Annotated in this window: 21 protein-coding genes and 1 riboswitch; of the genes, 11 read left to right on the top strand and 10 right to left on the bottom strand. The window is 70.4% G+C overall.

Going from position 1 to position 23,059, the window contains the following annotated elements:
* The first annotated feature begins 39 nt into the window (after window positions 1-39).
* From ACIQBL_RS02085 to ACIQBL_RS02070, 4 genes are all read left to right on the top strand, one after another.
* Window positions 40-450, top strand: a complete 411-nt coding sequence (locus ACIQBL_RS02085; RefSeq protein ID WP_401935747.1) for a VOC family protein — start codon at window positions 40-42, stop codon at window positions 448-450.
* A gap of 96 nt (window positions 451-546) precedes the next feature.
* Window positions 547-942, top strand: a complete 396-nt coding sequence (locus tag ACIQBL_RS02080; protein WP_401935745.1) for a hypothetical protein — start codon at window positions 547-549, stop codon at window positions 940-942.
* Window positions 939-1,457, top strand: coding sequence for a thiol-disulfide oxidoreductase DCC family protein (locus ACIQBL_RS02075; protein WP_401935743.1), 519 nt, complete (start codon window positions 939-941; stop codon window positions 1,455-1,457). Before ACIQBL_RS02080 ends, ACIQBL_RS02075 begins: the two co-directional genes overlap by 4 nt.
* An 11-nt stretch (window positions 1,458-1,468) precedes the next feature.
* The gene (locus ACIQBL_RS02070) at window positions 1,469-2,254 is read left to right on the top strand and encodes a TetR family transcriptional regulator (protein ID WP_401935742.1); all 786 of its coding nucleotides are present in this window, start codon (window positions 1,469-1,471) and stop codon (window positions 2,252-2,254) included.
* A 9-nt stretch (window positions 2,255-2,263) separates the two neighbouring features.
* Here ACIQBL_RS02070 and ACIQBL_RS02065 read toward each other — a convergent pair whose 3' ends face one another.
* Window positions 2,264-4,663, bottom strand: a complete 2,400-nt coding sequence (locus ACIQBL_RS02065; protein WP_401936991.1) for an MMPL family transporter — start codon at window positions 4,661-4,663, stop codon at window positions 2,264-2,266.
* Window positions 4,664-4,862: 199 nt separating this feature from the next.
* Here ACIQBL_RS02065 and ACIQBL_RS02060 point away from each other — a divergent pair, with 199 nt between their 5' ends.
* Window positions 4,863-5,549, top strand: a complete 687-nt coding sequence (locus ACIQBL_RS02060) for a response regulator transcription factor (RefSeq protein ID WP_401935740.1) — start codon at window positions 4,863-4,865, stop codon at window positions 5,547-5,549.
* Window positions 5,546-7,003, top strand: coding sequence for a sensor histidine kinase (locus ACIQBL_RS02055; RefSeq protein ID WP_401935738.1), 1,458 nt, complete (start codon window positions 5,546-5,548; stop codon window positions 7,001-7,003). Before ACIQBL_RS02060 ends, ACIQBL_RS02055 begins: the two co-directional genes overlap by 4 nt.
* A gap of 13 nt (window positions 7,004-7,016) precedes the next feature.
* Here ACIQBL_RS02055 and ACIQBL_RS02050 read toward each other — a convergent pair whose 3' ends face one another.
* From ACIQBL_RS02050 to ACIQBL_RS02035, 4 genes are all read right to left on the bottom strand, one after another.
* Window positions 7,017-7,421, bottom strand: coding sequence for an ATP-binding protein (locus tag ACIQBL_RS02050; RefSeq protein WP_401935736.1), 405 nt, complete (start codon window positions 7,419-7,421; stop codon window positions 7,017-7,019).
* 105 nt (window positions 7,422-7,526) lie between these two features.
* Window positions 7,527-9,083 carry an ABC transporter substrate-binding protein gene (locus ACIQBL_RS02045; RefSeq protein ID WP_401935735.1) on the bottom strand — a complete coding sequence of 519 codons (1,557 nt, stop codon included), beginning with the start codon at window positions 9,081-9,083 and terminating at the stop codon, window positions 7,527-7,529.
* A 197-nt stretch (window positions 9,084-9,280) separates the two neighbouring features.
* Entirely contained in the window at window positions 9,281-10,483 is a 1,203-nt protein-coding gene (locus ACIQBL_RS02040) for a metallophosphoesterase (protein ID WP_401935734.1), read from the bottom strand.
* 4 nt (window positions 10,484-10,487) lie between these two features.
* The gene (locus ACIQBL_RS02035) at window positions 10,488-10,727 is read right to left on the bottom strand and encodes an SCO4848 family membrane protein (RefSeq protein WP_401935732.1); all 240 of its coding nucleotides are present in this window, start codon (window positions 10,725-10,727) and stop codon (window positions 10,488-10,490) included.
* Window positions 10,728-10,818: 91 nt separating this feature from the next.
* Between ACIQBL_RS02035 and ACIQBL_RS02030 the strand changes: the two genes are divergently transcribed.
* Window positions 10,819-12,123 (top strand): D-alanyl-D-alanine carboxypeptidase family protein, encoded by a 1,305-nt coding sequence (locus ACIQBL_RS02030; RefSeq protein ID WP_401935731.1) that lies wholly within the window; start codon window positions 10,819-10,821, stop codon window positions 12,121-12,123.
* Here the strand turns inward: ACIQBL_RS02030 and ACIQBL_RS02025 are convergent.
* The 4 genes from ACIQBL_RS02025 to ACIQBL_RS02010 form a co-directional block, all read right to left on the bottom strand.
* Window positions 12,071-13,021 (bottom strand): YihY/virulence factor BrkB family protein, encoded by a 951-nt coding sequence (locus tag ACIQBL_RS02025; protein ID WP_401935729.1) that lies wholly within the window; start codon window positions 13,019-13,021, stop codon window positions 12,071-12,073. The genes ACIQBL_RS02030 and ACIQBL_RS02025 overlap by 53 nt on opposite strands.
* 75 nt (window positions 13,022-13,096) lie before the next feature.
* Window positions 13,097-13,675, bottom strand: coding sequence for a 2'-5' RNA ligase family protein (locus ACIQBL_RS02020; protein ID WP_401935727.1), 579 nt, complete (start codon window positions 13,673-13,675; stop codon window positions 13,097-13,099).
* A 173-nt stretch (window positions 13,676-13,848) separates the two neighbouring features.
* On the bottom strand, window positions 13,849-14,862 hold the full coding sequence (gene trpS / locus ACIQBL_RS02015; protein ID WP_401935725.1) for a tryptophan--tRNA ligase: 1,014 nt from the start codon (window positions 14,860-14,862) through the stop codon (window positions 13,849-13,851).
* Between the two features lie 162 nt (window positions 14,863-15,024).
* Entirely contained in the window at window positions 15,025-16,479 is a 1,455-nt protein-coding gene (locus ACIQBL_RS02010; RefSeq protein WP_401935723.1) for a glycine hydroxymethyltransferase, read from the bottom strand.
* A 31-nt stretch (window positions 16,480-16,510) separates the two neighbouring features.
* Window positions 16,511-16,600: riboswitch (ZMP/ZTP riboswitch) on the bottom strand.
* Window positions 16,601-16,723: 123 nt separating this feature from the next.
* Between ACIQBL_RS02010 and ACIQBL_RS02005 the strand changes: the two genes are divergently transcribed.
* Window positions 16,724-17,575 carry a hypothetical protein gene (locus ACIQBL_RS02005; protein WP_401936989.1) on the top strand — a complete coding sequence of 284 codons (852 nt, stop codon included), beginning with the start codon at window positions 16,724-16,726 and terminating at the stop codon, window positions 17,573-17,575.
* Between the two features lie 148 nt (window positions 17,576-17,723).
* Here the strand turns inward: ACIQBL_RS02005 and ACIQBL_RS02000 are convergent, their stop codons facing one another.
* On the bottom strand, window positions 17,724-18,503 hold the full coding sequence (locus tag ACIQBL_RS02000; RefSeq protein WP_401935721.1) for a DUF3050 domain-containing protein: 780 nt from the start codon (window positions 18,501-18,503) through the stop codon (window positions 17,724-17,726).
* Between the two features lie 246 nt (window positions 18,504-18,749).
* On the opposite strand from ACIQBL_RS02000, the gene ACIQBL_RS01995 reads away from it, so the two are divergent.
* Genes ACIQBL_RS01995 through ACIQBL_RS01985 form a run of 3 tightly spaced genes read left to right on the top strand, consistent with a single transcriptional unit; the run spans window position 18,750 to window position 23,040 of the window.
* Window positions 18,750-19,301: a hypothetical protein gene (locus tag ACIQBL_RS01995; protein ID WP_234477859.1), complete on the top strand. Its 552-nt coding sequence runs from the start codon at window positions 18,750-18,752 to the stop codon at window positions 19,299-19,301.
* Window positions 19,302-19,330: 29 nt separating this feature from the next.
* Window positions 19,331-21,520, top strand: coding sequence for an aminodeoxychorismate synthase component I (gene pabB, locus ACIQBL_RS01990; RefSeq protein WP_401935720.1), 2,190 nt, complete (start codon window positions 19,331-19,333; stop codon window positions 21,518-21,520).
* Window positions 21,517-23,040 carry a benzoate-CoA ligase family protein gene (locus tag ACIQBL_RS01985; protein ID WP_401935718.1) on the top strand — a complete coding sequence of 508 codons (1,524 nt, stop codon included), beginning with the start codon at window positions 21,517-21,519 and terminating at the stop codon, window positions 23,038-23,040. Before pabB ends, ACIQBL_RS01985 begins: the two co-directional genes overlap by 4 nt.
* Window positions 23,041-23,059 lie beyond the last annotated feature (19 nt).

Here is a 23,059-nt window from a genome sequence, read left to right as displayed (position 1 = left end):
ATCCCGGGCCCGCGCCGATCATCACCCTAACCTGACGGAATGTCAGACGAAGAGTCGTACGAACTGCTCGGTTTCGACAACCTCCTCCTCCCCGTCGGGGACCTCGCCGAGGCCGTCCCCTTCTACGAGCGCGCCGGGTTCACCGTCGGGTTCCGGCTCGACGAGGCCGGGATCGCGATCCTGAAGGTCGGCGGCGAGACGCCGGGTGTTCTGCTGCGGCAGGAAGACGGGCTGGGGCACCGGCCGCCGCCCTGGCCCTCGCCGCGCGTGTGGCTGGAGGTGCCGGACGCGCGGAAGGCCGCCCGGCGTCTCGGCGCCGCCGGTATCGCGCTGCTCGATCCGCCCTTCTCCGTGGCGACCGGGTGGACCGTCGAGATCGCCGATCCCTGGGGCAACGTCATCGGGCTCACGGACTACTCGAAGCGGCCGGAGCTGGCGCGGCGGGTGTGACGCAGGTCCCAGCAGGAGTGAGTTGAACGCGTTCAAAAACAGCCCTACAGTTTCCCCTGTCAGCGTTTTTGAACGCGTTCAAGAAGGGGGAGGCGCATGGACCGCACGGTCGTCGCCTACGTCATCTATCTGATCGTCAGCATCGGGCTCACCATCTGGGTGGCACGGACGCTCAGCCGCAACGGGCGGATCTTCCTCGCGGATGTGCTGCGAGGGAACGAGAAGCTCGCCGAGGCCGTGAACCACCTCCTGGTGGTCGGCTTCTACCTCGTCAACCTCGGGTTCGTCGCGCTCTATCTCAGCGGGGACGGCACCATCGACGACACCCGGGGGATCTTCGAGGCCCTGTCCACGAAGGTGGGTGTGGTGCTGCTGGTGCTCGGAGTCATGCACCTGGGCAACGTGTACGTGCTCAACAAGATCCGGCGCCGGGGGGTCATGGAGCGGGAGCAGGTGCCGCCCGTCGCGCCGCAGGACTGGGTCGGGGCGTGAGCACGGTGGCAGCCGCCCCGGCGGACCGGGCCGTCCCGGTCCGCCGGCTCACCGTCCTGTACGACGCCGACTGCGCCCTGTGCGCCTTCCTGCGTGACTGGCTCGTACGGCAGTCGCAGTTGGTGCCCCTGGAGCTGGTACCGGCGTCCTCCGAAGAGGCGCGGCAGCGCTTCCCCGGTCTCGACCATCGCGCCACCCTCGACGAGATCACCGTCGTCGGCGACTCGGGGCAGGTCTACCAGGGCGCCGCCGCCTGGATCGTCACCCTGTGGGCCCTGCGCGAACACCGGCCGCTGGCCCACCGGTTGAGCACTCCGGCCGGGGCCAGGATCGCCAGGGGCGCCGCGCTCACCGCCGCCAAGTGGCGCGGGGCGCAGTGGGGCGCCGGGCGGTCGAACGCCCGGCAGTGGGGCGGGCGGGTGTATCGGCGGGGCGACGGGTGGTCGTACGACCCGCACCAGGGGTGGACCTACACCGCGCCGGGCTGCGACAGCGGCACCTGTGCCAGTGGTTAGGCTCTGGTTCCGTGCCCGCGAACAACGACGGCCCCGACGACGGCGCCACCCCCAGCAAGTCCGAGCAGACCCGTGCGCTGATCCTGGAGACGGCCATGCGGCTGTTCCAGGAGCACGGGTACGACAAGACGACGATGCGGGCGATCGCCAAGGAGGCGGGCGTCTCGGTCGGCAACGCGTACTACTACTTCGCCGGCAAGGAGCACCTGATCCAGGGCTTCTACGACCGTATCGCCGAGGAGCACCGGCTCGCGGTCCGCGAGGTGCTGGACCGGGAGACCGATCTGGAGGCGCGGCTCGCGGGCGTGCTGCGGGTGTGGCTGGACATCGCGACGCCCTACCACGAGTTCGCGGTGCAGTTCTTCAAGAACGCCGCCGACCCGGACAGCCCGCTCAGCCCGTTCTCCCCGGAGAGCGAGCACGCGCGCGTGCAGGCCATCAGCGTCCACAAGGAGGTGCTGTTCGGGGCGAAGACCAAGGTGGCGCCCGAACTGCGGGACGTGCTCCCCGAGTTGATGTGGCTCTCCCAGATGGGGCTCGTCCTGTACTGGGTGTTCGACCGGACCGAGGGACGCGAGCGCAGTTACCGGCTCGCCGAGCGCGGCGCCCGCCTCACCGCGCGCGGTGTGTCCCTCGCGCGCTTCCGGGTGCTGCGGCCCCTCGTCCTGGAGGTGCACGAACTGTTCACGGACTTCCTGCCCGGCATGACCAACGCGCTGCCCGACCCGGCCAAGAAGAAGGAGAAGGCGGAGGGCAAGGAGAAGCGTGGGGCGTCCGCCGACGACGAACGCCCCTGAGCTCTTCGGTCAGTTGACGGCGTCCACCTCGCCCTCCGCGAGCTCCACGTCGTGAACCAGCGGACCGTCCGTCACGACCACGTGCCGGGCGGTCGAGCCGTACGACGTCGCCGTCGTCGCCAGGAGGTAGGTCCCCGGCGCCGGGACCGACACGATGTACGAGCCGTCCGCGAGGGACTCGACGCGGTCCAGCTGGCGTCCGCCCTTCGACAGCAGCGTGACGGACGCACCCTCCACCGGGTCGCCCTCGGTCGTACGGACGAAGCCGTGGACGGCCGAGGCCGGGCCCTCCACGGGGGCCGGTGCGGGCTCCTCCGCGGGTTCCACGGCGAGGTGCGGCAGGCTCTTGTCGAGCCAGGCCGGCAGCCACCAGTTGGAGTCGCCCAGGAGGTGCATCGCGGCCGGTACCAGGGCCGTACGGAGGATGAAGGCGTCGAGGGCCACCGCGGCGGCCAGGCCGACGCCCGCCGTCGCCGCGCCGGAGTTGCCGCTCAGGACGAAGGCCAGGAAGACGCAGACCATGATCAGGGCCGCGCTGTTGATGACGCGGCTGGTCTCCGCGAGGCCGACGCGGACCGCGCGGGCGTTGTCCTTGGTGTGGACCCACTCCTCGTGCATCCGGCTGACCAGGAACACCTGGTAGTCCATGGAGAGGCCGAACAGCAGGGACAGCATGATGACCGGCAGGAAGGCGTTGATCGGGCCCTCCTTGCCGAGGCCGAGCATGTCCAGGCCCCAGCCCCACTGGAAGATCGCCACCAGGACACCGAAGGAGGCCGCCGCCGCGATGAGGTTCATCAGGGCGGCCGTCAACGGCACCACCAGGGAACGGAACGCGAGCAGCAGGAGCAGGAAGCTCAGGCCGATGATCGTCGCGACGAAGAGCGGGAGGCGGTCACCGGTGACGGACGCGAAGTCCTTCGAGATCGCCGTCACCCCGCCGACGTGTCCGGTCGCGCCGGCCCCGGGGATCACCTTGTCCCGCAGGGTGTCGATCAGGTCGTCCGTCTGCACGGACTGCGGTGAGGTCTTCGGGACGACCTGGATCACCGTCACGCCGCCCGCGGGCGGCAGCGCGGCGACCTGGGCCACGTCCTTCGTCCCCTGGATGTCCTTGACGAGAGTGGTCGTGTCACCGCTCGAAGTGACCACCTGGAGAGGGCCGTTGAAGCCGGGGCCGAAACCGTCGGCCAGGAGGTCGTACGCCTTCCTGGTGGTCGTCGAGGCGTTGTCGTTGCCCTGGTCGGTGGCGCCGAGGCGCAGCGACAGCACGGGAAAGGCGAGGACGGCCATGACGACGAGGGCGAAGGCGGCGATCCGGCGCGGACGCTTCTGCACGGCGGCCGACCAGCGGACCGCGAGGTTGTCGGTGCGCTCCGGCTCGGGGCCGTTCTCCAGCTTGCGGCGCTGCTTGCGGCTGAGGACGCGCGGGCCCAGGAAGCCGAGCAGGGCGGGCAGCAGGGTCGTGGCCGCGAGGACGCTCAGGACGACCGTGAGCGAGGTGCCGACGACCACGCCGTCCAGGAAGCGCAGGTTCGTCACCAGCATGCCGGCGAGCGCGATGCACACCGTGCCGCCCGCGAACAGCACCGCGCGGCCCGAGGTGTTGAGGGCGATGACCGCCGACTCCTCGGGATCGAGGCCGCGTTGCAGGCCGCGCCGGTGCCGGGTGACGATGAACAGGGCGTAGTCGATGCCGACGCCGAGGCCGATCAGGGTGGCCAGCAGGGGCGCCAGGTCGGGGATGTCGGTGGCGTGGCTGAGCAGCTGGGTGGAGAACAGGCCCGTGCCGACGCCGAAGATCGCGATGCCGATCGGGAGCAGGGCCGCGTAGAACGAGCCGAAGGCCAGGAACAGGACGACGGCCGCCGCGAGGATGCCGACGCCCTCGGCTATGCCGCCCGGCGGTTCCTCGACCCGCTGGACGGCCTGGCCGCCCAGTTCGACGTGGAGGCCGTCGCGCTTGGCGGCCTGTGCGGTGTCGACGACCTTCTGGACGAGGTCCTTGGGGACGGCGTTGGCCTGCTCGGCGAAGGTGATCTGCGCGTACGCGATCGTCCCGTCGGAGCTGATCTGGGTCGCGCCCCGGGCGCCCGAGTAGGGGCCGGTGACCCCGCCGACGCCCTTCATGGCGCCGATCTTGTCGAGAGCGGGCTGGATGCGGGTCTGTACGGACTGGTCCTTCACCGAGCCCGAGTCGACCTTCCAGACCACCGTGTCGGTGTCGCCCGAGCTGTTCGGGAACGCCTTCTGCATCAGGTCGTACGCGCTCTTGGAGTCCGTGTCCGGGAGGGAGAACACGTTCGCGTAGTCCGTGCCCGCCGTGGAGGCCGAGAAGCCCAAACCGAACAGTGCCCCCACCCACAGCAACAGGACCACCAGCCGGTGCCGATAGCACCACCGTGCCAATGCCGCCACGCTCAACGCTCCTTAATCGAAACCGAGTCGAGCCGGTGCCGAATCGGTCTGTCGGTCGGTTGGTCCCCCAGGTCCTGGGCAACAGAATTGGCGGCGGCACGCACGCGTGGACATGTTCCGGGCATGACTCTCAAGGAACTCCAAAGACCGAACCGGCCCCGCTGTCAGTGCCCCGGCCGATACTGGGGGCATGACGGCTCCAGGAACCGTGCTGGTGGTGGAGGACGAACCGAGCATCGCGGACGTCCTCGCCATCGCGCTGCGCTACCACCGCTTCGAGGTGATGACCGCCGGCACCGTGCGCGAGGCGCTCGCCCTCGCCGAGCGCACCCGCCCGGACTGCGCGCTGCTCGACGTGATGCTCCCGGACGGCGACGGCCGCGCCCTGGGCCACGAACTGCGCGCCCGCAGGCCGGACCTGGCGCTCGTCTTCCTCACCGCGCGGGACGCGCCGGCGGAGATCGTCGGCGCCCTCGGCTTCGGCGACGACTACATCACCAAGCCGTTCGACATCGACGTGGTCGTCGCCCGCATCACGGCGGTCCTGCGCCGCACCCGCCCGGACGACGTCCTCCCCCAGCGCCCGCCGCTGCGCTACGGCGACCTGGAGCTGGACGAGACGACGTACTCGGTGCACCGCGCGGGCAACTCGGTCGAGCTGACCCCCACCGAGTACGCCCTGCTGCGCTTCCTGGTGCGCAACGGCGGCCGGATCGTGCCCAAGGAGCAACTCCTGCGCCACGTCTGGCAGTACGAGCACACCCCGCCGGAGTCGACCGTCGTCGAGACCTACATCAGCTATCTGCGGCGCAAGCTGGACACCCTGGGAGCGCCGGTGATCACCACCCGGCGGGGTGTCGGATACGGGCTCGCATGAGGAAACTGCACCTCCCGAACTGCGAGCGCGGGGTCCACTCCCTGCGCGCCAAGCTGACCCTGGCGAACGTGGCGCTGCTGGCGCTCGGCATCGTCATGGCCACCGCCGTCAGCCTGATGGGCATGCGGCACTATCTGCTCGCCCAGGTCGACGCCGAACTGACCAAGTCCCGTGACTCGCTGAGCGATTCGAAGCTCACCATGCGGCAGATCAACGTGCTGAGCTCCCTGGCCGGCATCGGCGACCGGCTGATGCCGCAGCAGAGCAGCGGCTCCCCGAAGCCGGACACGGTGTTCGCGGCGATCGACCGCCGGGGCCGGGTGCTCACGATCGCCGGATACGCCCCGACCAACAGCCAACGGGCGCTCGCCGACGCCTTCCCCGACCCGGCCGCCCTCGCCCGGGACAGCACACCGCGCGACATCTCGCTGCTCAGCGCCCCCTACCGGGCGACCGGGATCCGGCTCGCCGACGGCACGTACATCCTCATCGCCGCCTCCACCGGCAGCTTCCACAACGGCATGGCCAAGGCCCTCAAGCTGGACCTGGCCTTCGGCAGCCTGCTGATCGTGCTGCTGGCCTGTCTGACGATGCTCAGCGTGCGGCGCCGGCTGCTGCCCCTGGAGGACATGGTGGAGACCTCGTCGGCGATCGCCGAGGGCGATCTGACCCGGCGCGTGCCCTCCAGCCACCATCCGACACAGGAGGTCGAGCAGCTGCGGGTCGCCCTCAACTCCATGCTCCACCAGGTGGAGTCGGCGTACCGCACGCGCGAGCGTACGGCGGCCCAGCTGCGCCGCTTCGTCGCCGACGCCTCGCACGAGCTGCGCACGCCGCTGTCTGCGATACGCGGCTACCTCCAGCTGTACGACAAGGGCATGCTGACCGAGCCCGAGGAGCGCAGACGGGCCTGGGACCGGATGAACGCGGAGGCGGACCGCATGGGCCGCCTCGTCGACGAACTGCTCACCCTGGCCCGCCTCGACCAGCGGCCCGAACTGCGCTTCCGGAACGTCGACCTGAGCCGCCTGGTGCGCGACGCCGCCGAGGACCTGCGCGTGCAGCAGCCGGAACGGCCCGTCACGGTCGGCGCCGACGGCTCCCTGCTGGTGCGGGCCGACGAGTCGGGCCTGCGCCAGATACTCGGCAACCTGGTCACCAACGTGCGCACCCACACCCCCGCCGACGTGCCCGTGCGGCTCGGTCTGGAGCGCGAGGACGGGGTCGTACGGCTGTGTGTCGCGGACCAGGGTCCGGGGCTCTGCCAGGACGACGCGGCGCGCATCTTCGACCGGTTCTTCCGGGCGGGCGGCGGTGCGGGCAGCGGTCTGGGGCTGGCGATCGTGCAGGGCGTCGTCCAGGCGCACGGCGGCGACGTGGCGGTGCGGACGGCGCCGGGCGAGGGGCTCGCGGTGACGGTGACCCTGCCGACACGGACGCCCGTGCCGTCGTAGGACAGCCGGGGTCTCACGGGGTGTCGGGCAGGACGAGTGCCCACACCGTCTTGCCGTGCACGCCTCGGCTCCACACGCCCCAGGCCGCCGCGATGCCCTCCACGAGGAGGAGTCCGCGACCGGCCTCCTCGACGTCCGTGACGACCCGCAGCCGGGGCTCCAGCCGGCCCTCGTCCGACACCTCGATGAGGCAGGAGCCGTCCGCGAGGGCCGTCACCGCCACCTCGAACTCCCGCTCCAGGAGCGGCCCGTGGCGTACGACGTTGGTCGCCAGCTCGGACACGAGCAGCACCGCGTCCTGGAGCGCCGGATCGTCGCTCCCGTGCCCCCAGTCCGCCAGGTGGTCCCGGACCCGGCGCCGGGCGAGACCCACGGACGCCGGGTGCCGGGGCAGCCGGAAGGAGTTGCGTCTGACCACGTCGGCTCCTCACCCCGCGCACGCCTCCGTCACATGGTGCTGCGTGCGAGAGCCGTCCGGTGTCACTCGGACAAAGCTCGAACAAAGGTCAACGACACGGGCCGGTCAGATCCAGTCCAGGGCCCACAGCCGGAACACGCCGGTGCCGTCCGAGAGATAGGAGATCCCGCCGACGTCCTCGCTGCTCACGACGTACTCCTTGCGCTGCCACAGCGGGATCAGCGGCACGTCCTGGGCCACGTCCACCTGCAGATCGCGGAAGTCCTGGTCGACGCGGCTGCGGTCGGCGAACTGCTGGCTGTTGAGGATCAGTTGATCGACGAGCTTGTTGCTGTAGCCGGTGTTCATGGTGGAACCGGTGCCGACGAGCGGGGAGCCGAAGGTGTCCGGGTCGGGGTAGTCGGCGACCCAGCCGACCGCGTACGCGTCCATCTTGCCGGTGGCCCAGCGCTTCTGGAAGTCGGTCCACTCGTAGCCCTTGACGTCCACCTTGAACAGGCCGCTCGCCTCCAGCTGCCTCTTCAGCTCGGCGGCCTCCTCGGCGCCGGAGCCGTGCCCGATGCCGTAGCCGTAGGTGAAGTGGACCGGGATGGAGACACCGGCCTCTTCGAGGAGGGCCTTGGCCTTCTTGGCGCTCTGGGTGGGGTAGGCGTCGAAGAAGGACGTCGTGTGGCCGAGGATGCCGGTGGGGATCAGCGAGTACAGCGGGTCGACGGTGTCGTCGTACACCGTGGCGGCCAGCTGTTCGCGGTTGATCAGCCAGGCCATGGCCTGCCGGACGAGGACGTCGTGCAGGGGTGTGCCCTTGTGGGTGTTGAGGTACAGGTTGCGGGTCTCGGAGCTGTCGGCCTCGGACACCCGCTGGCTGGGGTCGCTCGCGGAGAGCCCGGAGAGCATCTTCGGCGGCAGCTGGCGGGTGGCGACCTCGACCTGCTTCGCCTCGTACGCCTTCTGCAGCGCGTCCGAGTCGGCGTAGTACAACAGCTCGACCGGGCTCCCGGTCTTCTTGATCGCGCCCTTGTAGTGGGTGTTGGGCGTCAGGACCGCCTTCTTGTCCTTCGTATACGTCGACAGGGTGTACGGCCCGGTGCCGTCGGCCCGGTAGCCGTTGCGCGGGGCGTCCTTCGGGTACTTGGTGCTGTCCACGATCGCACCGGCGCCGGTGGCCACCTTGAACGGGAACGTGGCGTCCGGCGACGACAGGTGGAAGGTGACGGTCATCCCGGAGGCGGTGACCGAGCCGAGCGTGGAGAACAGGGACGACGGGCCGACATCCGAGTTGATCTTCTTGACCCGGTCGAAGGAGTACTTCACGTCCGCGGCGGTCATCGCGCGCCCGCTCGGGAAGGTGAGCCCCTCGCGCACCACACAGCGGTACGTCTTCAGCCCCCCGCCCACGAACGCGCAGCTCTTGGCCGCGTCCGGCACGGGTGTCGTCCCGCCCGAGCCGAACGTCATCAGTGTCTGGAAGACGTTGCTGTACAACGCCCAGGAACCGGCGTCGTAGGCGGCGGCCGGGTCGAGCGACGTGACGGCGTCCGTCGTGCCCACCGTGATCGTCTTGTCCTTGTTCCCGTTCGACGGCAGCAACTGCCAGCCGCCCACTCCCACGGCGGCCAGAACCAGCAGCGTCGCGAGAATCCGTATGCGAACCGACCGCATCGGTATGCCCTCCCCAGGACCCTCCCGGGCCCCTGCGCATATGCCACTCCCCTAGTGGCGCGGATCACCTAACCACAGGAGTTTCATCCGGGGGAAGAGAGTTCTGCCGAGATGAGAAAGAACTTACCGACGGGTGTTAACCACCGGTTTCACAGGCGACTCCCAGCCACTTCGCGGACCTGCCCGCAGACCACCAACTAGGCCTGCTTCGACGCCAGTTCGACGACCGTGATGTCCGACGGCGCCCCCACCCGCGTCGGCGGTCCCCACGCGCCCGCACCCCTGCTGACGTACAGCTCGGTGTCGCCGTAGCGCTCCAGGCCGGCGACCGTCGGATTGGCCGCCGCCGCGATGAAGTTGCCCGGCCACAGCTGGCCGCCGTGGGTGTGCCCGGAGAGCTGGAGGTCGACGCCGTGCTGGACGGCCTCGTGGATCTGCGCCGGCTGATGGGCGAGGAGCACGCACGCGCGCGTGGTGTCCCGGTCGCCGAGCGCCTTCCCGAAGTCGGGCCCCTGGCCCTCGCTCTCGCCCTGGAGGTCGTTGACCCCGGCGAGGTCGAACCAGGGCAGTTCGGTACGGGCGTTCTCCAGGGTGTGGATCCCGAGCGTGCGGACCTCTTCCAGCCACTGTTGGGCGCCGGAGAAGTACTCGTGATTGCCGGTGACGAAGAACGACCCGTGCCGCGCCCGCAGTCGGGCCAGCGGAGCCGCCGCGGGCCCCAGGTTCTTCACGCTCCCGTCGACCAGGTCGCCGACGACCGCGATCAGATCGGGCTGCGTCGCGTTGATCGTGTCGACGACCTTCTGCGCGAACCCCCGCCCCAGGACCGGCCCCAGATGGATGTCACTGACGACCGCGATCCTGTATCCGTGCGCGGACCGCGGCAGCCTGGCCAACGGCACGGTGACCCGCTTGACGCCGGGCCCGCGCAGCACACCGTAGGTCCCGTACCCGACGGTCCCCACAGCGGCGGCGGCAGCCGCGCCCCCGACGACCCGCGAGACGAAGAGCCGGCGGGAGGGGGCCGCTTCGGGGGCCGGGGGCTCGGTCTCTTCCACGACCGTCCCGGCGTCCCCACGCCGTTCGACGAGCCGGCGCAGCAGCGGCCGTAGGACCTCGCCCGCGAGGACGGCCAGCAGCAGGTAGACCGCCAGGGCCATCCAGAGGAAACCGGGCCGGCCCAGGGCGCGCTGGAGCCAGAAGGGGGCGCCGCCTCGCTCGGCGACCAGGGCCGCGATCATCAGGACCGGACCGGCGATGAACACGACCGTGCCGGTGACTCGGGCCGGGCCCCACGCGCGCGTGGTGTCGCGGACCAGGCGACGCCAGACGTACCAGTGCGCACCGCCCAGGACGGCTATCGCGACCAGGGCGACGAGGGCGATGACGACGATGGCCACTTCTCTATGACGTCTCGCGCAGTGCGCGCAGTCCACGCAACCCGAGGCCCCCGATGACCGTCCCCAATACGAAGGACACGACGGCGAGCGTCAGATGCACCCAGAAGAACGCCGTCGGCCGGCCGTCGTCGAAGGCCTGCCCGCTGCTGTCCTGAACGAGATTCTTGACGAAAGTGACCCAGATGACCCAGCTCCACACCCCGAAGGCGAGCAGGAACCAGGAGACGGGGCGGCTGAGCTTCATGAGTCCAGTATCGCCGTCGTCCCCGGGGGCCCGTGTCCGGGGTGGGGACGGTGACGGGACTTCGGGTCGCCGGGCATGTACGTTCTCGTCCGTGCCCGCTCCACAGCAGACCATCAGGCGATCCCTGCTGGTGCTTTCCGCCGCCCTGTCGTCCCTCGCGCTCACCGCGCCCGTCGCCCTCGCGGCCCCGAGTCCGACCCCGGCCTCGACTCCGACCCCGTCGACGAGTCCTACGGCCACTCCCCCGGCGAACATGTCGTCGGTGGGCGGCACCCGGCTCGCCCTGGCGGGGACGCAGGTCAATCAGGCGGCCGGCGTGCCGGTACTGCCGAAGGACCTGACCGCGCGGTCGTGGATCGTGACCGACGCCGAGTCCGGCGATGTGCTGGCCGCGCACAACGCGCACTGGCGGCTGCCTCCGGCGAGCACCCTGAAGATGCTGTTCGCCGACACCGTGCTGCCGAAGTTCCCGAAGACGACCGAGCACAAGGTCGTCGCGTCCGACCTGGCCGGGATGGGTACCGGTTCCAGCCTGGTCGGGATAAAGGAGGGCGAGAGCTACACGGTCCACGATCTGTGGCTCGGTGTCTTCCTGCGGTCCGGCAACGACGCCGTGCACGTCCTGTCCCACATGAACGGCGGCGTCGACCGGACCGTCGCCGACATGAACGCGCACGCCCAGGACCTCCAGGCGCTGGACACGCACGTGGTGACACCGGACGGCTACGACGAGGCGGGGCAGGTCTCTTCGGCGTACGACCTGACGCTGTTCGCGCGTTCCGGGCTGCAGAAGAAGGACTTCCGCGAGTACTGCTCGACGGTGAGCGCGAAGTTCCCGGGCGGGACGACGAAGAAGAAGGGCAAGTCGGTCCGCGGGACCTTCGAGATCCAGAACACCAACCGGCTGCTGAGCGGCGACTCGGACGTCTCCGTGTACCCGGGCATCGCGGGTGTCAAGAACGGCAACACCACCAACGCCGGCGCCACCTTCACCGGGGTCGCCGAGCGCAACGGCAAGGTGCTGCTGGTGACGGTCATGAACCCGGAGAAGGACGAGCACAACGAGGTCTACAAGGAGGCCGCCAAGATCCTCGACTGGGGCTTCCAGGCGTCCGGCAAGGTACGGCCGGTGGGTGAGCTGGTCGCGCCGAGGAACGCGGCGCAGTCGAGCGCACAGCCGGGCGCTACGGCCAGCGGGGAGGCGGGCGGGGACACGGCGGGCACGAAGCCTGCCGCGTCCTCCACCCCTGTGGCCGCCGAGGAGGACGGTTCGAGCGGGGTCGGGATCGCGCTCGCGATCGTCGGCGGGCTGCTGGTGCTGCTCGCCGGTGCCGTCTTCCTGGTCAACCGGCGCTGGCCGCTGCCGGATCTGGTCCGCCGTCGCCCTCGTCCCTGACCTTCGGGTTCCCGGTGTCGTCGGCCGGGACGTAGTCGTCGTCGTCCTCGGGTCTGCTCGGCGTCGCCGTCCAGGCGGCGCAGAACAGGACCAGCTTCGAGGTGAAGTTCATCCACAGCAGCAGGGCGACGGGGACGCCGAACGCGCCGTACATGCTCTTCGCGGCCACGCCCTGGATGTAGCCGCTGAGGAGCAGCTTCAGCAGTTCGAAGCCGACCGCGCCGATCAGCGCGGCCACGAAGAGGCGGCGGCGCGGGGGTTCGACGCCGGGCAGCAGGGTCAGGACGTAGAGCAGGAGCAGGAAGTCGGCGAGTACGGCGACGGCGAACGCGGCGATCCGCAGCAGGATGCCGCCCCAGCCGCCCTGCACCAGGCCCAGTTCGCGGCTGATCCAGTCGACCAGGGCGGAGGCGACGGTCGAGATGGCGATCGTCGCGAGGACGGCGCCGCCGAAACCGACCAGCACACCGGTGTCGATCAGCTTGCGCCAGAGGGGGTTCTCGTCACGGTCGGGCAGCTCCCACACCGCGCGCAGGCACTCCCGCATCGAGCCGACCCAGCCGATGCCGGTGAACAGCAGGACGGCACCGGCGATGAGACCGACAGTGCCCGCGTTGTCCACCAGGGAACCGATGTTGAGCTGGTCGGAGATGCCGGGGACCTGCTCGGCGATCCTGTCCTGCAGTTCGTGCTGCTGGTCGGTGCTGAGAGTGGCGGCGGCGATCGCGGCGGCCACGGTCAGCAGCGGGAACAGCGCGATGAAGCTGATGAACGTCATGGCGGCGGACAGCTGCGACCACTTCACCCGGTCCAGGCGCTCGTACGACCGCCACACGTGCGTGGCCGTCAGGCGCACCCACAGCGGCCCGATGAAGGGGAGCTTCTTCAGCCAGTCCATGATCCGATTCTGCCCTGTCCTGCCCTGTCCACCGCCTCGCGGTGAGGGGAGTTGGTCAGGGAGTCGGTCAGGGAGTCAGTGACTGGGGATCGTGCCGCGCTCGGTGTGGGCCGCCTGGGGCGGCACGACCGCGCCGCCGAAGGTGAACTCGCGCAGCTTGCGCCAGACGCCGTCGGCACCCTGCTCGTAGAGCGCGAAGCCGGTGCAGGGCCACTCGGCACGGTAGTCGGCGAGCGCCGCGAAGGCGCGGTCCAGCAACTCGTCGTCGATGCCGTGCGCGACGGTGACGTGCGGGTGGTACGGAAAGTGCAGCTCACGTGCCACCGGCCCGGAGGCGTCACGGACCCGCTTCTGCAGCCAGGTGCAGACCTCGCCGCCCTCGACGACCTGGACGTAGACGACCGGGGACAGCGGCCGGAACGTGCCGGTGCCGGACAGCCGCATCGGGAAGGGGCGACCGGAGGCGGCGACCTCGACGAGATGGGCCTCGATCGCGGGCAGCTCCGAGGAGTCCACCTCGGTCGGCGGCAACAGCGTGACGTGCGTGGGGATACCGTGAGCCGCGACGTCGCCGAAGCCCGCGCGCCGCTCCTGGAGCAGGCTGCCGTGAGGCTCCGGGACCGCGATCGACACACCGATCGTTACGGTCCCCACGTCGTCTCCTGTCGTCCTGTCGGTGGTCCTGATGACGGTCCTGATGGTGAGCGGGGCGCCCCGCGCGCGGCCACTCGGCTATCGACTGTACGGCCACACCCGAGTTGTGGGCAGGCGCAACCGTAGTGATGTGCAGCGCTCTGTCCAGTGGTACTTCGGTGCGGTCGTACGCCTCAGTGCTTGGCGGGCAGGAAACCCACCCGGTCGTACGCCTGCGCCAGGGTCTCGGCCCCGACGGCGCGCGCCTTCTCCGCGCCCTTGGCCAGGATCGAGTCCAGCGTCTCCGGGTCGTCCAGGTACTGCTGGGTGCGCTCCCGGAACGGCGTCACGAACTCGACGATGACCTCGGCGAGGTCCGTCTTGAGCGCGCCGTACATCTTGCCCTCGTACTCCTGCTCCAGCTCGGCGACCGACTTGCCGGTGAGGGTGGAGTAGATGGTGAGGAGGTTGCTGATGCCCGGCTTGTGCTCGGCGTCGTAGCGGATCACGGTGTCCGTGTCGGTGACCGCGCTCCTGACCTTCTTCGCGGTCGCCTTCGGGTCGTCGAGCAGGTTGATGAGACCCTTCGGCGTCGACGCCGACTTGCTCATCTTGATCGACGGGTCCTGAAGGTCGTAGATCTTCGCCGTCTCCTTGAGGATGTACGGCTTCGGGATCGTGAAGGTCTCGCCGAAGCGGCTGTTGAAGCGCTCGGCGAGGTCGCGGGTCAGCTCGACGTGCTGGCGCTGGTCCTCGCCGACCGGCACCTCGTGCGCCTGGTACAGCAGGATGTCGGCGATCTGGAGGATCGGGTACGTGAAGAGGCCGACGGAGGCACGGTCGGCGCCCTGCTTGGCGGACTTGTCCTTGAACTGGGTCATGCGGGACGCCTCGCCGAAACCGGTCAGGCAGTTCATGATCCAGGCGAGCTGGGCGATCTCGGGGACATGGCTCTGCACGAAGAGCGTGCAGCGGTCCGGGTCCAGGCCTGCGGCCAGCAGTTGCGCTGTGGCGAGGCGGGTGTTGGCGCGCAGGTCCGCCGGGTCCTGCGGGACCGTGATCGCGTGCAGGTCCACGACCATGTAGAACGCGTCGTGGGACTCCTGGAGGGCTACCCACTGGCGGACGGCGCCGAGGTAGTTGCCGAGGTGGAACGAGCCTGCGGTGGGCTGGATTCCGGAGAGCACGCGGGGTCGGTCTGAGGCCATGCCCCCATTCTCGCAGAGGGGAAGGGGGTGGTTGGCCCGGTGGGTGGGGGGTGGTTTCGGAGCGTGGGGGACTGCGGGCCGGTGGGGGCCGGTCGCGCCCCGCGGCGGAGCCGCAAATGAATGCGGCCCCGCGCCCCTTGGTTGGCTGCCCTCATGGGGTGATCAGCCGAGGTCGATCTCCGGGTACAACGGGAAGCCTGCTACCAGGTCCGTTGCCCGCTGGGCGATCTCCTGCGACACCTTCTCGTCCAGGACGTGGCTCGCCTTGCTCGGGGCGCCCGACTTCGTCGTGCCCGGCTCGGTCGCCGTGAGGACTCGGTCGATCAAGGACGCGACCTCGTCCATCTCCGCCGTGCCCAGACCACGGGTGGTGAGGGCGGGGGTGCCGATGCGGATGCCGGAGGTGTACCAGGCGCCGTTCGGGTCGGCGGGGATGGCGTTGCGGTTGGTGACGATGCCGGAGTCCAGGAGGGCGGTCTCGGCCTGGCGGCCGGTGAGGCCGTAGGACGTCTCCACGTCGATCAGGTTGAGGTGGTTGTCGGTGCCGCCGGTGACGAGGGTGGCGCCACGGCGCATCAGGCCGTCGGCCAGCGCGCGGGAGTTGTCGACGATGCGCTGGGCGTAGTCCTGGAAGGAGGGCTGCCTGGCCTCGGCGAGGGCGACGGCCTTGGCGGCCATGACGTGCGGGAGCGGGCCGCCCAGCACCATCGGGCAGCCCCGGTCGACCTGGTCCTTGAGGGAGTCGTCGCACAGGACCATGCCGCCGCGCGGGCCGCGCAGGGACTTGTGCGTGGTCGTGGTGACGATCTGGGCGTGCGGGACCGGGTCGAAGTCGCCGGTCAGGACCTTGCCCGCGACCAGGCCGGCGAAGTGCGCCATGTCGACCATGAGGGTCGCCCCGACCTCGTCGGCGATCTCGCGCATCAGGCGGAAGTTCACCAGGCGGGGGTAGGCGGAGTAGCCGGCGACGATGATCAGCGGCTTGAAGTCGCGGGCCGACGCGCGCAGGGCGTCGTAGTCGATGAGGCCGGTCGCGGGGTCGGTGCCGTAGGAGCGCTGGTCGAACATCTTTCCGGAGATGTTCGGGCGGAAGCCGTGGGTGAGGTGGCCGCCGGCGTCCAGGGACATGCCGAGCATGCGCTGGTTGCCGAAGGCGTGGCGGAGTTCGGCCCAGTCGGCGTCGGAGAGGTCGTTGACCTGGCGGACGCCCGCCTTCGCGAGGGCGGGGACCTCGACGCGGTCGGCGAGGACCGACCAGAAGGCGACGAGGTTGGCGTCGATGCCGGAGTGCGGCTGGACGTAGGCGTGGCGGGCGCCGAAGAGTTCGCGGGCGTGCTCGGCGGCGAGGGACTCGACGGTGTCGACGTTGCGGCAGCCGGCGTAGAAGCGGCGGCCGACGGTGCCCTCGGCGTACTTGTCGCTGAACCAGTTGCCCATCGCGAGCAGCGTGGCCGGGGAGGCGTAGTTCTCGGAGGCGATCAGCTTGAGCATCTCGCGCTGGTCGGCGACTTCCTGGCCGATGGCGTCGGCGACGCGCGGCTCGACGGCGTGGATCACGTCGAGGGCGGCGCGGAAGGCGGTGGACTCGCGGGAGAGGGGCGCGGAATTGTCGGGCATGGGGACCTCCGGACGTGGCGTTCGGCGTTCACGGTACGGCCCAGGCGCACGGCACACATTGCAGCTCGGGCCGCTCCCCGATGGTCGGTCCCATCCCAGCGCGCCAGTCACGGCCCGCCGGTCAGCCTACCGGGCGGGTCGGACGGGGCGGCTCGTGCGTCCAGCATCTGGAGTTCGGTGAGAGTCCCCGCGCGGGGCTCCGTGGCGATCTCCCCTCCCCTAGAGTCCCTTTGTGCTCTTTGGAATGGTGTGCGCGCTCGGCGCGGCGGTCTGCTTCGGTACGGCGACGGTGCTTCAGGCGGTCGCCGCGCGGGCGGCCACGACGGGTGGGGGCGGGGACGCGGCGCTGTTGCTGCGGGCGCTGCGGCAGTGGCGGTATCTGGCGGGGCTCGGGCTGGACGGGCTGGGCTTCGTGTTCCAGATCGCGGCACTGCGGTCGCTTCCCATCTACGCGGTCGGCGCTGCCCTCGCGTCGAGCCTCGCGGTGACGGCGGTGGTGGCCGCGCGGCTGCTGGGGGTTCGGCTCAGCGGGACGGAGTGGGCGGCCGTCGGGGTGGTGTGCGCGGGGCTGGCGATGCTGGGGCTGGCGTCGGGCGCGGAAGGGGACCGGGTCGGGTCCACGGCTTTGAAGTGGGCGATGTTGGGGACGGCCGCGGTGGTGTTGCTGCTCGGGCTGGTGGGTGGGCGACTGCCGGAGCGGGGGCGGGCGTTGACGCTGGGGCTGGGGGCGGGGTTCGGGTTCGGGGTGGTCGAGGTGGCGGTGCGGTTGATCGACTCGCTCTCCCCCTCGACGCTGGTCAGCAATCCGGCGACGTACGCGCTGCTTGTTGGTGGGGGTGCGGCGTTTTTGTTGCTGACGACGGCCTTGCAGCGGGGGTCTGTGACGACGGCCACGGCGGGGTTGGTGATCGGGGAGACGATCGGGCCGGCGGCGGTGGGGGTGGTGTGGCTCGGGGACCGTACGCGGGGCGGGTTGGAGTGGCTGGCGGTGTTGGGGTTTGTGGTGGCGGTGGTGGGGGCGTTGGCGTTGGCGCGGTTCGGGGAGGCGCCGGCCTCCGGCGGTGGAGCGGGTGATGGTGCGGGTGAGTCGGGGTGACCGTCTCTGGGGGCTGCGCCCCCAGGCCCCCGCTTCGGCCCTGAAGGGGCCTCGTCCTCAAACGCCGGACAGGCTGGATGATGCCGGCCTGCGCCCGAGTCGTCAGCCCCTCTTCGCCACAGGCCGGAGCCCCGCCGCCCCCCTCTTCTCAGCCCATGGCCTCCACGATCCCGTCCCACAGGCGTGACCTCGCCTCCAGTGCCAGTGTCGCCGTCTCCACCGCCTCCTCCCAGCGGGCGTCGTCCGTGCCGCAGAGGTCGGCGACCATCTGCATGGCCATGGGGGTGTGTTCCTCGCCGTCGACCTCGATGTGGCGGGCGAGGTAGTCGCAGAACAGGGGGAAGCGGTCCGTGCCCTCCTTCTTGATCACCTGGTCGAACATGTCGGGGATGAGGTCCTCGCGGGAGAAGGCGAAGGCGGCGGCGCGGCAGTGCAGGGGGCGGTCCTCGATGATGCCGAAGGTGGTGCGGACGAACTCGGAGGCGGGGGTGGGGACTTGGGCGCCGCGCAGGGCCGCCGGCACACCGTGGCCCTCGGTCAGCAGGGCGAGGAACGCGTCGATCCGGGTGGTGTCGGCCCCGGCCTCGGTCATGCCGGCGCGGTACAGCTCGAAGTGACTCGTGAAACCGCCGTTGAGTTCGTCGCTCTCCTCGACCAGCACGATGTCGTTGATGAGCCGTCGGCTGACCTCCGAGCCGCGCGGTACCCAGGGGACGTCGACACAGGTGAGTTCGCGTTGCAGGGACTTCAGCAAGGACATGAAGTCCCATACCGCGAAGACATGGTGGGCCATGAACGTCGCCATGTTCTCGCGGCTGTCGATGCGCTGGTAAATCGGGTGCGCGGTCACTTCTTTGCGCGCGGATTCGATCACCGTACGAGCCCTGTCGATTCCCTCGTGCCGCATATCCCAGTCGTACCTGGACATGATTCTCCTTCGGTCGGGAGAGCGATCGTGCAGCCATTGAAGACCGGCCTGCAAGTGCTTCCGGGAATTCGGGGAAAGTTACCGCGAGTACGGTTCGACAGAGTGCGCGAAGGCGGGCAAAAGGCTGATAAAGGGGCACGATACGGGCAATCGCCGGTCAACCGAAAAAACTTCATTGAAGATTTGAACGTGCTGTGAAGGTTCTGCGTACCTGTCCGTGTGACCAGTAATCACGTCACCGTCACCATGGCCTTTCAAGTGGTGCCGGGCCGCGGGCCCGACTTCCAACCGTGGGCGTGGGCGATGTTGAACGCGAGTGCCCAGCAACCAGGCTTCCTGGGAGGCGGCGTACTCGTCGACGGAGAGGCGGAGTGGCATGTCGTCTATCGCTTCGCCAGTGAGGGAACCGTCCGGGCCTGGGAGGACTCCACCGCACGGGCCCAATGGGACGTACAGGCCGCGGACTTCGCCCGGCAGACCGGGCGCCGGAGCGTGCGGGGCTCCAAGGTGTGGTTCGACTCACAGACCGCCACGCCGAAGACCCCCACTCCGCCGGCGAAATGGAAACTGTGGTTCGTGAACATGAGCGCGGTGTTTCCGCCGGTGCTCCTGTTCAATCTGATCATTCTTCCTTATCTCGGCGGCCTCAATCCACTCGTCCGCACGTTTCTTTTGTGCCTGTGTGTGACGGCTCTCGTCACCTGGATTCTCATGCCGCGGCTCCAGCGTTTCCTCAAGAAATGGCTGTATCCGCCGCTCCAGGCATTCCGCGGACGACATAAAAGGCGGACCGCATAGGTCCGGAGCGAAGCAAGGGAGGTGGGCGGGTGAAGACCCTGCTCATCGACAATTACGACTCGTACACGTACAACCTGTTCCAGCTGATCGCCGAGGTCAACGGCGAGGAACCGGTGGTGATCCGTAATGACGCCCCGGGCGGGATCCCGGATCTCGCGGAATTCGACAATGTCGTGGTGTCGCCGGGGCCCGGGCATCCGGCCGAACCGCGCGACTTCGGCATCGCGTCCGCCCTGCTCGCCGAGTCCCCGCTCCCCGTGCTCGGCGTCTGCCTGGGCCACCAGGGCATCGCGCTCGGCGAGGGCGCCCGGGTGACGGCCGCGCCGCAGCCCCGGCACGGGCATCTCTCCAGAGTCCGGCACGACGGACACGGCCTGTTCCGCGGACTGCCGCAGGACTTCACCGCCGTCCGCTACCACTCGCTGGCCGTGCCCGAGCCGCTGCCGGACACCCTGGAGGCCACCGCCTGGGCCGAGGACGGTGTCCTGATGGCGCTGCGGCACCGCAGCCGGCCGCTGTGGGGCGTGCAGTTCCACCCGGAGTCCGTGCTGACCGAGTACGGCCACCGCATGCTCGTCAACTTCCGCAATCTCACGGCGGAACGGGCCGGCCGAGCCCGTACGAAGAACACCGCCGTCACCCCGGCCGCCGCGGCGATACCCCGTCCCCGGCGCGTGGCCCGTCCTGCCTACCGGCTGCACACCCGGCGCATCGCCGGCGCGGTCGACACGGAGGCCGCCTTCACCCGGATGTACGGGGCGTCGCGGCGGGCGTTCTGGCTGGACAGCGCCCTGGTCGAGGAGGGCCTGTCGCGGTTCTCGTTCTTCGGCGACGACAGCGGTCCGCTCGGGGAGTTCGTGCGCTACGACGTCGAGGCCGGCACCTGTGAGGTCGAGCGGTCGGGACGCCCGACGCGCAAGGTCACGGCGAGCGTCTTCGACTATCTGAGACGGCAGTTGGCGACCCGTCATGTCGACGCGGGAGACCTGCCCTTCGACTTCACCGGGGGGTACGTCGGCTACTTCGGCTACGAGACGAAGGCCGACTGCGGTTCGCCGAACCGGCACTCCTCCGACGTCCCGGACGCCTGCTGGCTGTTCGCGGACCGGCTGATCGCGGTGGACCATCTGAAGGGGTTCACCTACGCGGTCTGTCTCGCCGAGGACACCCCGCACGCCACCTGGGAGGCCGCCGACTGGCTGGAGAGCGCGCTGGCCCAGCTGAGCTGCGTCACCACCGAGGCCCAACGGCCGCCTGCGCCCGCCCCGGTCGGGCCCGATCTCGGCGCCGCCGAGCCGTGGCTGGTGCGGGACCGGGAGACGTATCTCGCGGACATCGAGTCCTGCCGGCGGGAGTTGCGGGCGGGCACCAGCTACGAGATCTGTCTGACGAACGCGGCCCGTTTACCCGCACCGCCGGACCCCTTCGCCTTCTACCGGGTGCTGCGCCGGACCAACCCGGCCCCGTACGCGGCCTTCCTGCGGCTGGGCGACGTCGACGTGGCCGGTTCGTCCCCGGAGCGGTTCCTGCGGATCACCCGTGACGGGATCGCCGAGGCGCGCCCCATCAAGGGCACCGCGCCACGCGGAAACGATCCGGCAGAGGACGCCCGGTTGCGGGAGGCGCTCGCCTCGGACGCCAAGACGCGGGCCGAGAACCTGATGATCGTCGATCTGCTCCGCAACGACCTGGGCCAGGTCTGCCGGACCGGGTCGGTGCGGGTGACCCGGCTCATGGCGACCGAGACGTACGCGACCGTGCATCAGCTGGTCTCCACCGTCGAGGGCCGGCTGCGGGAGGGCACGGACGCGGTGGAGTGCGTGCGGGCCTGTTTTCCCGGCGGCTCGATGACCGGGGCACCGAAGCTGCGCACGCTGGAGATCATCGACCGGCTGGAGACCGAGGCCCGCGGTGTGTACTCCGGTGCCCTCGGCTACCTGGGGTGCAGCGGCGGCGCGGATCTCAACATCGTCATCCGTACGGCCGTCCTCGCGGACGGGCTGATGCAGCTGGGCGCCGGGGGCGCGATCGTCCTCGACTCCGATCCGGTCGGCGAGTACGACGAGATGCTGCTGAAGACGGCGGCCCAGATGCGGGCCCTGCACCAGTACACCGGGGACCGGATCCGCGAGCAGCGGGAGCACACGGCGACCGGCGCCGCCCTCCGCGCGCAGCGCGTCCGGGGCGAGCACACCGCCACCGAGGAGCCCGTGCGATGACGACTCCGCAGACGGTGCTCACGCCGTCCGACGCCGCCGCCCCCGGCAATCTCGCCGCCCAGCTCGCCGGGCTGGCCGAGCGGCGCGGGTGGTCCGGGCGGGCCGCCTTCCACCAGGGGCACCGGACCTGGACCCACGGCGAGGTGCACGCGCTCGCGGCCCGCGCCGCCACCGTGCTCGCCGGTCACGGGGTACGGCCCGGCGACCGGGTGGTGCTGGCGCTGCCCGACGGCATCGCCTGGGTGACGGCGTTCCTCGCGACCGCGCGGCTCGGGGCCGTCGCGGTGCTGGTCAATCCCGAACTCCCGGCGGCCGACCACGCGTTCATGGCCGCGGACACCGAGGCCGTGCTGTGTGTCACGGGACCCGGCCTGGAGGAACGTTTCACCGATCGGCCCCGCCTCGGCGCCGACCAGCTGCTCGCCCTCACCGCCGGCGCCGGACCGACCCTGGCCCACCCGGTCGACGGGCACGCGCCGCTGTACGTCCAGTACACCTCCGGCACCACGGGCCGTCCCAAGGGTGCCGTGCACACGCACGGCGACCCGAAGGCGTACCACGACCTCATCGGGCGGCGGCTGCTGCGGATCACCGGGGACGACGTCACCCTGTCGGTGTCCAAGCTGTACTTCGCCTACGGCTTCGGCAACGCCCTCGTCTTCCCGCTCTTCTCCGGCTCCTCCGCCGTCCTCGTGGACCGGCGGCCGACCCCGGCCGCCGTGGACGAGCTGGTGGCCCGGCACCGGGTGACGCTGCTCTACTCCGTGCCGTCCGCGTACGCCGCGCTGGTCGCCGACCGGGGCAGCGGGCACCGGACCTGCTTCGCCTCGGTACGGGCCGCGGTGTCTGCCGGCGAGGGACTGCCCGAACAACTGGGCCGGCAGATAACCGAGTTGCTCGGCGCGCCGGTGCTGGAGCAGATCGGTTCCACCGAGGCCGGTCACGCGTTCTGCGCCAACGGCTTCGGGCACAACCACCCGGGTACCGTCGGCCGCCCGGTGCCCGGCTTCGAGGTGGAGCTGCGCGACCGCGCGGGCCGCCCGGTGCCGGACGGCACCGAGGGTGAGCTGTGGGTACGCGGCCCGACCGTGACCCCGGGCTATCTGAACCGGCCCGAGGAGAGCGAACGCACCCTGGTCGGCGGCTGGTTGGCCACCCACGACCGGGCGGTCCGCGAGCCGGACGGCGCCTTCCGGCATCTGGGCCGCGCCGACGACATGGAGATGGTCGGCGGCATCACCGTCTCTCCGCTGGAGGTGGAGGCCGTACTGCGGACCCACCCGGCGGTGAAGGAGGTCGCGGTCGCGGCCGTCACCGACGGGACCGGCGCGAGCAGGCTGCGCGCCTTCGTCGTCCCCGTCACCCGGGCCCCGGAAGGCCTCCAGGACGACCTGCTGCGGCTGGCCCGCGAGCGGCTGGCCGCCTTCAAGGTGCCCCGGAGCGTGAGCCTCGTCCCGTCCCTCCCCCGCACCCCCACCGGCAAACTCCGCCGCCACCTGGTCCGCAGGGGCGCCTGGTGACCACGACAGAAAGGAACGG

The organism is Streptomyces sp. NPDC088350 (assembly GCF_044753545.1).
In the GTDB taxonomy this organism is placed as follows: Bacteria; Actinomycetota; Actinomycetes; order Streptomycetales; family Streptomycetaceae; genus Streptomyces.
The sequence above is the reverse complement of the archived record's forward strand: the minus strand, read 5'-3'. Positions and strand labels throughout refer to the sequence as shown.

Coding starts and splice junctions, on each gene's coding strand:
- ACIQBL_RS02085 (WP_401935747.1), top strand. CDS start 40: ATGTCAGACGAAGAGTCGTACGAACTGCTCGGTTTCGACAACCTCCTC.
- ACIQBL_RS02000 (WP_401935721.1), bottom strand. CDS start 18,503: ATGTCCAGGTACGACTGGGATATGCGGCACGAGGGAATCGACAGGGCT.
- ACIQBL_RS02045 (WP_401935735.1), bottom strand. CDS start 9,083: ATGCGGTCGGTTCGCATACGGATTCTCGCGACGCTGCTGGTTCTGGCC.
- ACIQBL_RS02060 (WP_401935740.1), top strand. CDS start 4,863: ATGACGGCTCCAGGAACCGTGCTGGTGGTGGAGGACGAACCGAGCATC.
- ACIQBL_RS02035 (WP_401935732.1), bottom strand. CDS start 10,727: ATGAAGCTCAGCCGCCCCGTCTCCTGGTTCCTGCTCGCCTTCGGGGTG.
- ACIQBL_RS01995 (WP_234477859.1), top strand. CDS start 18,750: ATGGCCTTTCAAGTGGTGCCGGGCCGCGGGCCCGACTTCCAACCGTGG.
- ACIQBL_RS02055 (WP_401935738.1), top strand. CDS start 5,546: ATGAGGAAACTGCACCTCCCGAACTGCGAGCGCGGGGTCCACTCCCTG.
- trpS (WP_401935725.1), bottom strand. CDS start 14,862: ATGGCCTCAGACCGACCCCGCGTGCTCTCCGGAATCCAGCCCACCGCA.
- ACIQBL_RS02025 (WP_401935729.1), bottom strand. CDS start 13,021: ATGGACTGGCTGAAGAAGCTCCCCTTCATCGGGCCGCTGTGGGTGCGC.
- ACIQBL_RS01985 (WP_401935718.1), top strand. CDS start 21,517: ATGACGACTCCGCAGACGGTGCTCACGCCGTCCGACGCCGCCGCCCCC.
- ACIQBL_RS02010 (WP_401935723.1), bottom strand. CDS start 16,479: ATGCCCGACAATTCCGCGCCCCTCTCCCGCGAGTCCACCGCCTTCCGC.
- ACIQBL_RS02005 (WP_401936989.1), top strand. CDS start 16,724: ATGGTGTGCGCGCTCGGCGCGGCGGTCTGCTTCGGTACGGCGACGGTG.
- ACIQBL_RS02080 (WP_401935745.1), top strand. CDS start 547: ATGGACCGCACGGTCGTCGCCTACGTCATCTATCTGATCGTCAGCATC.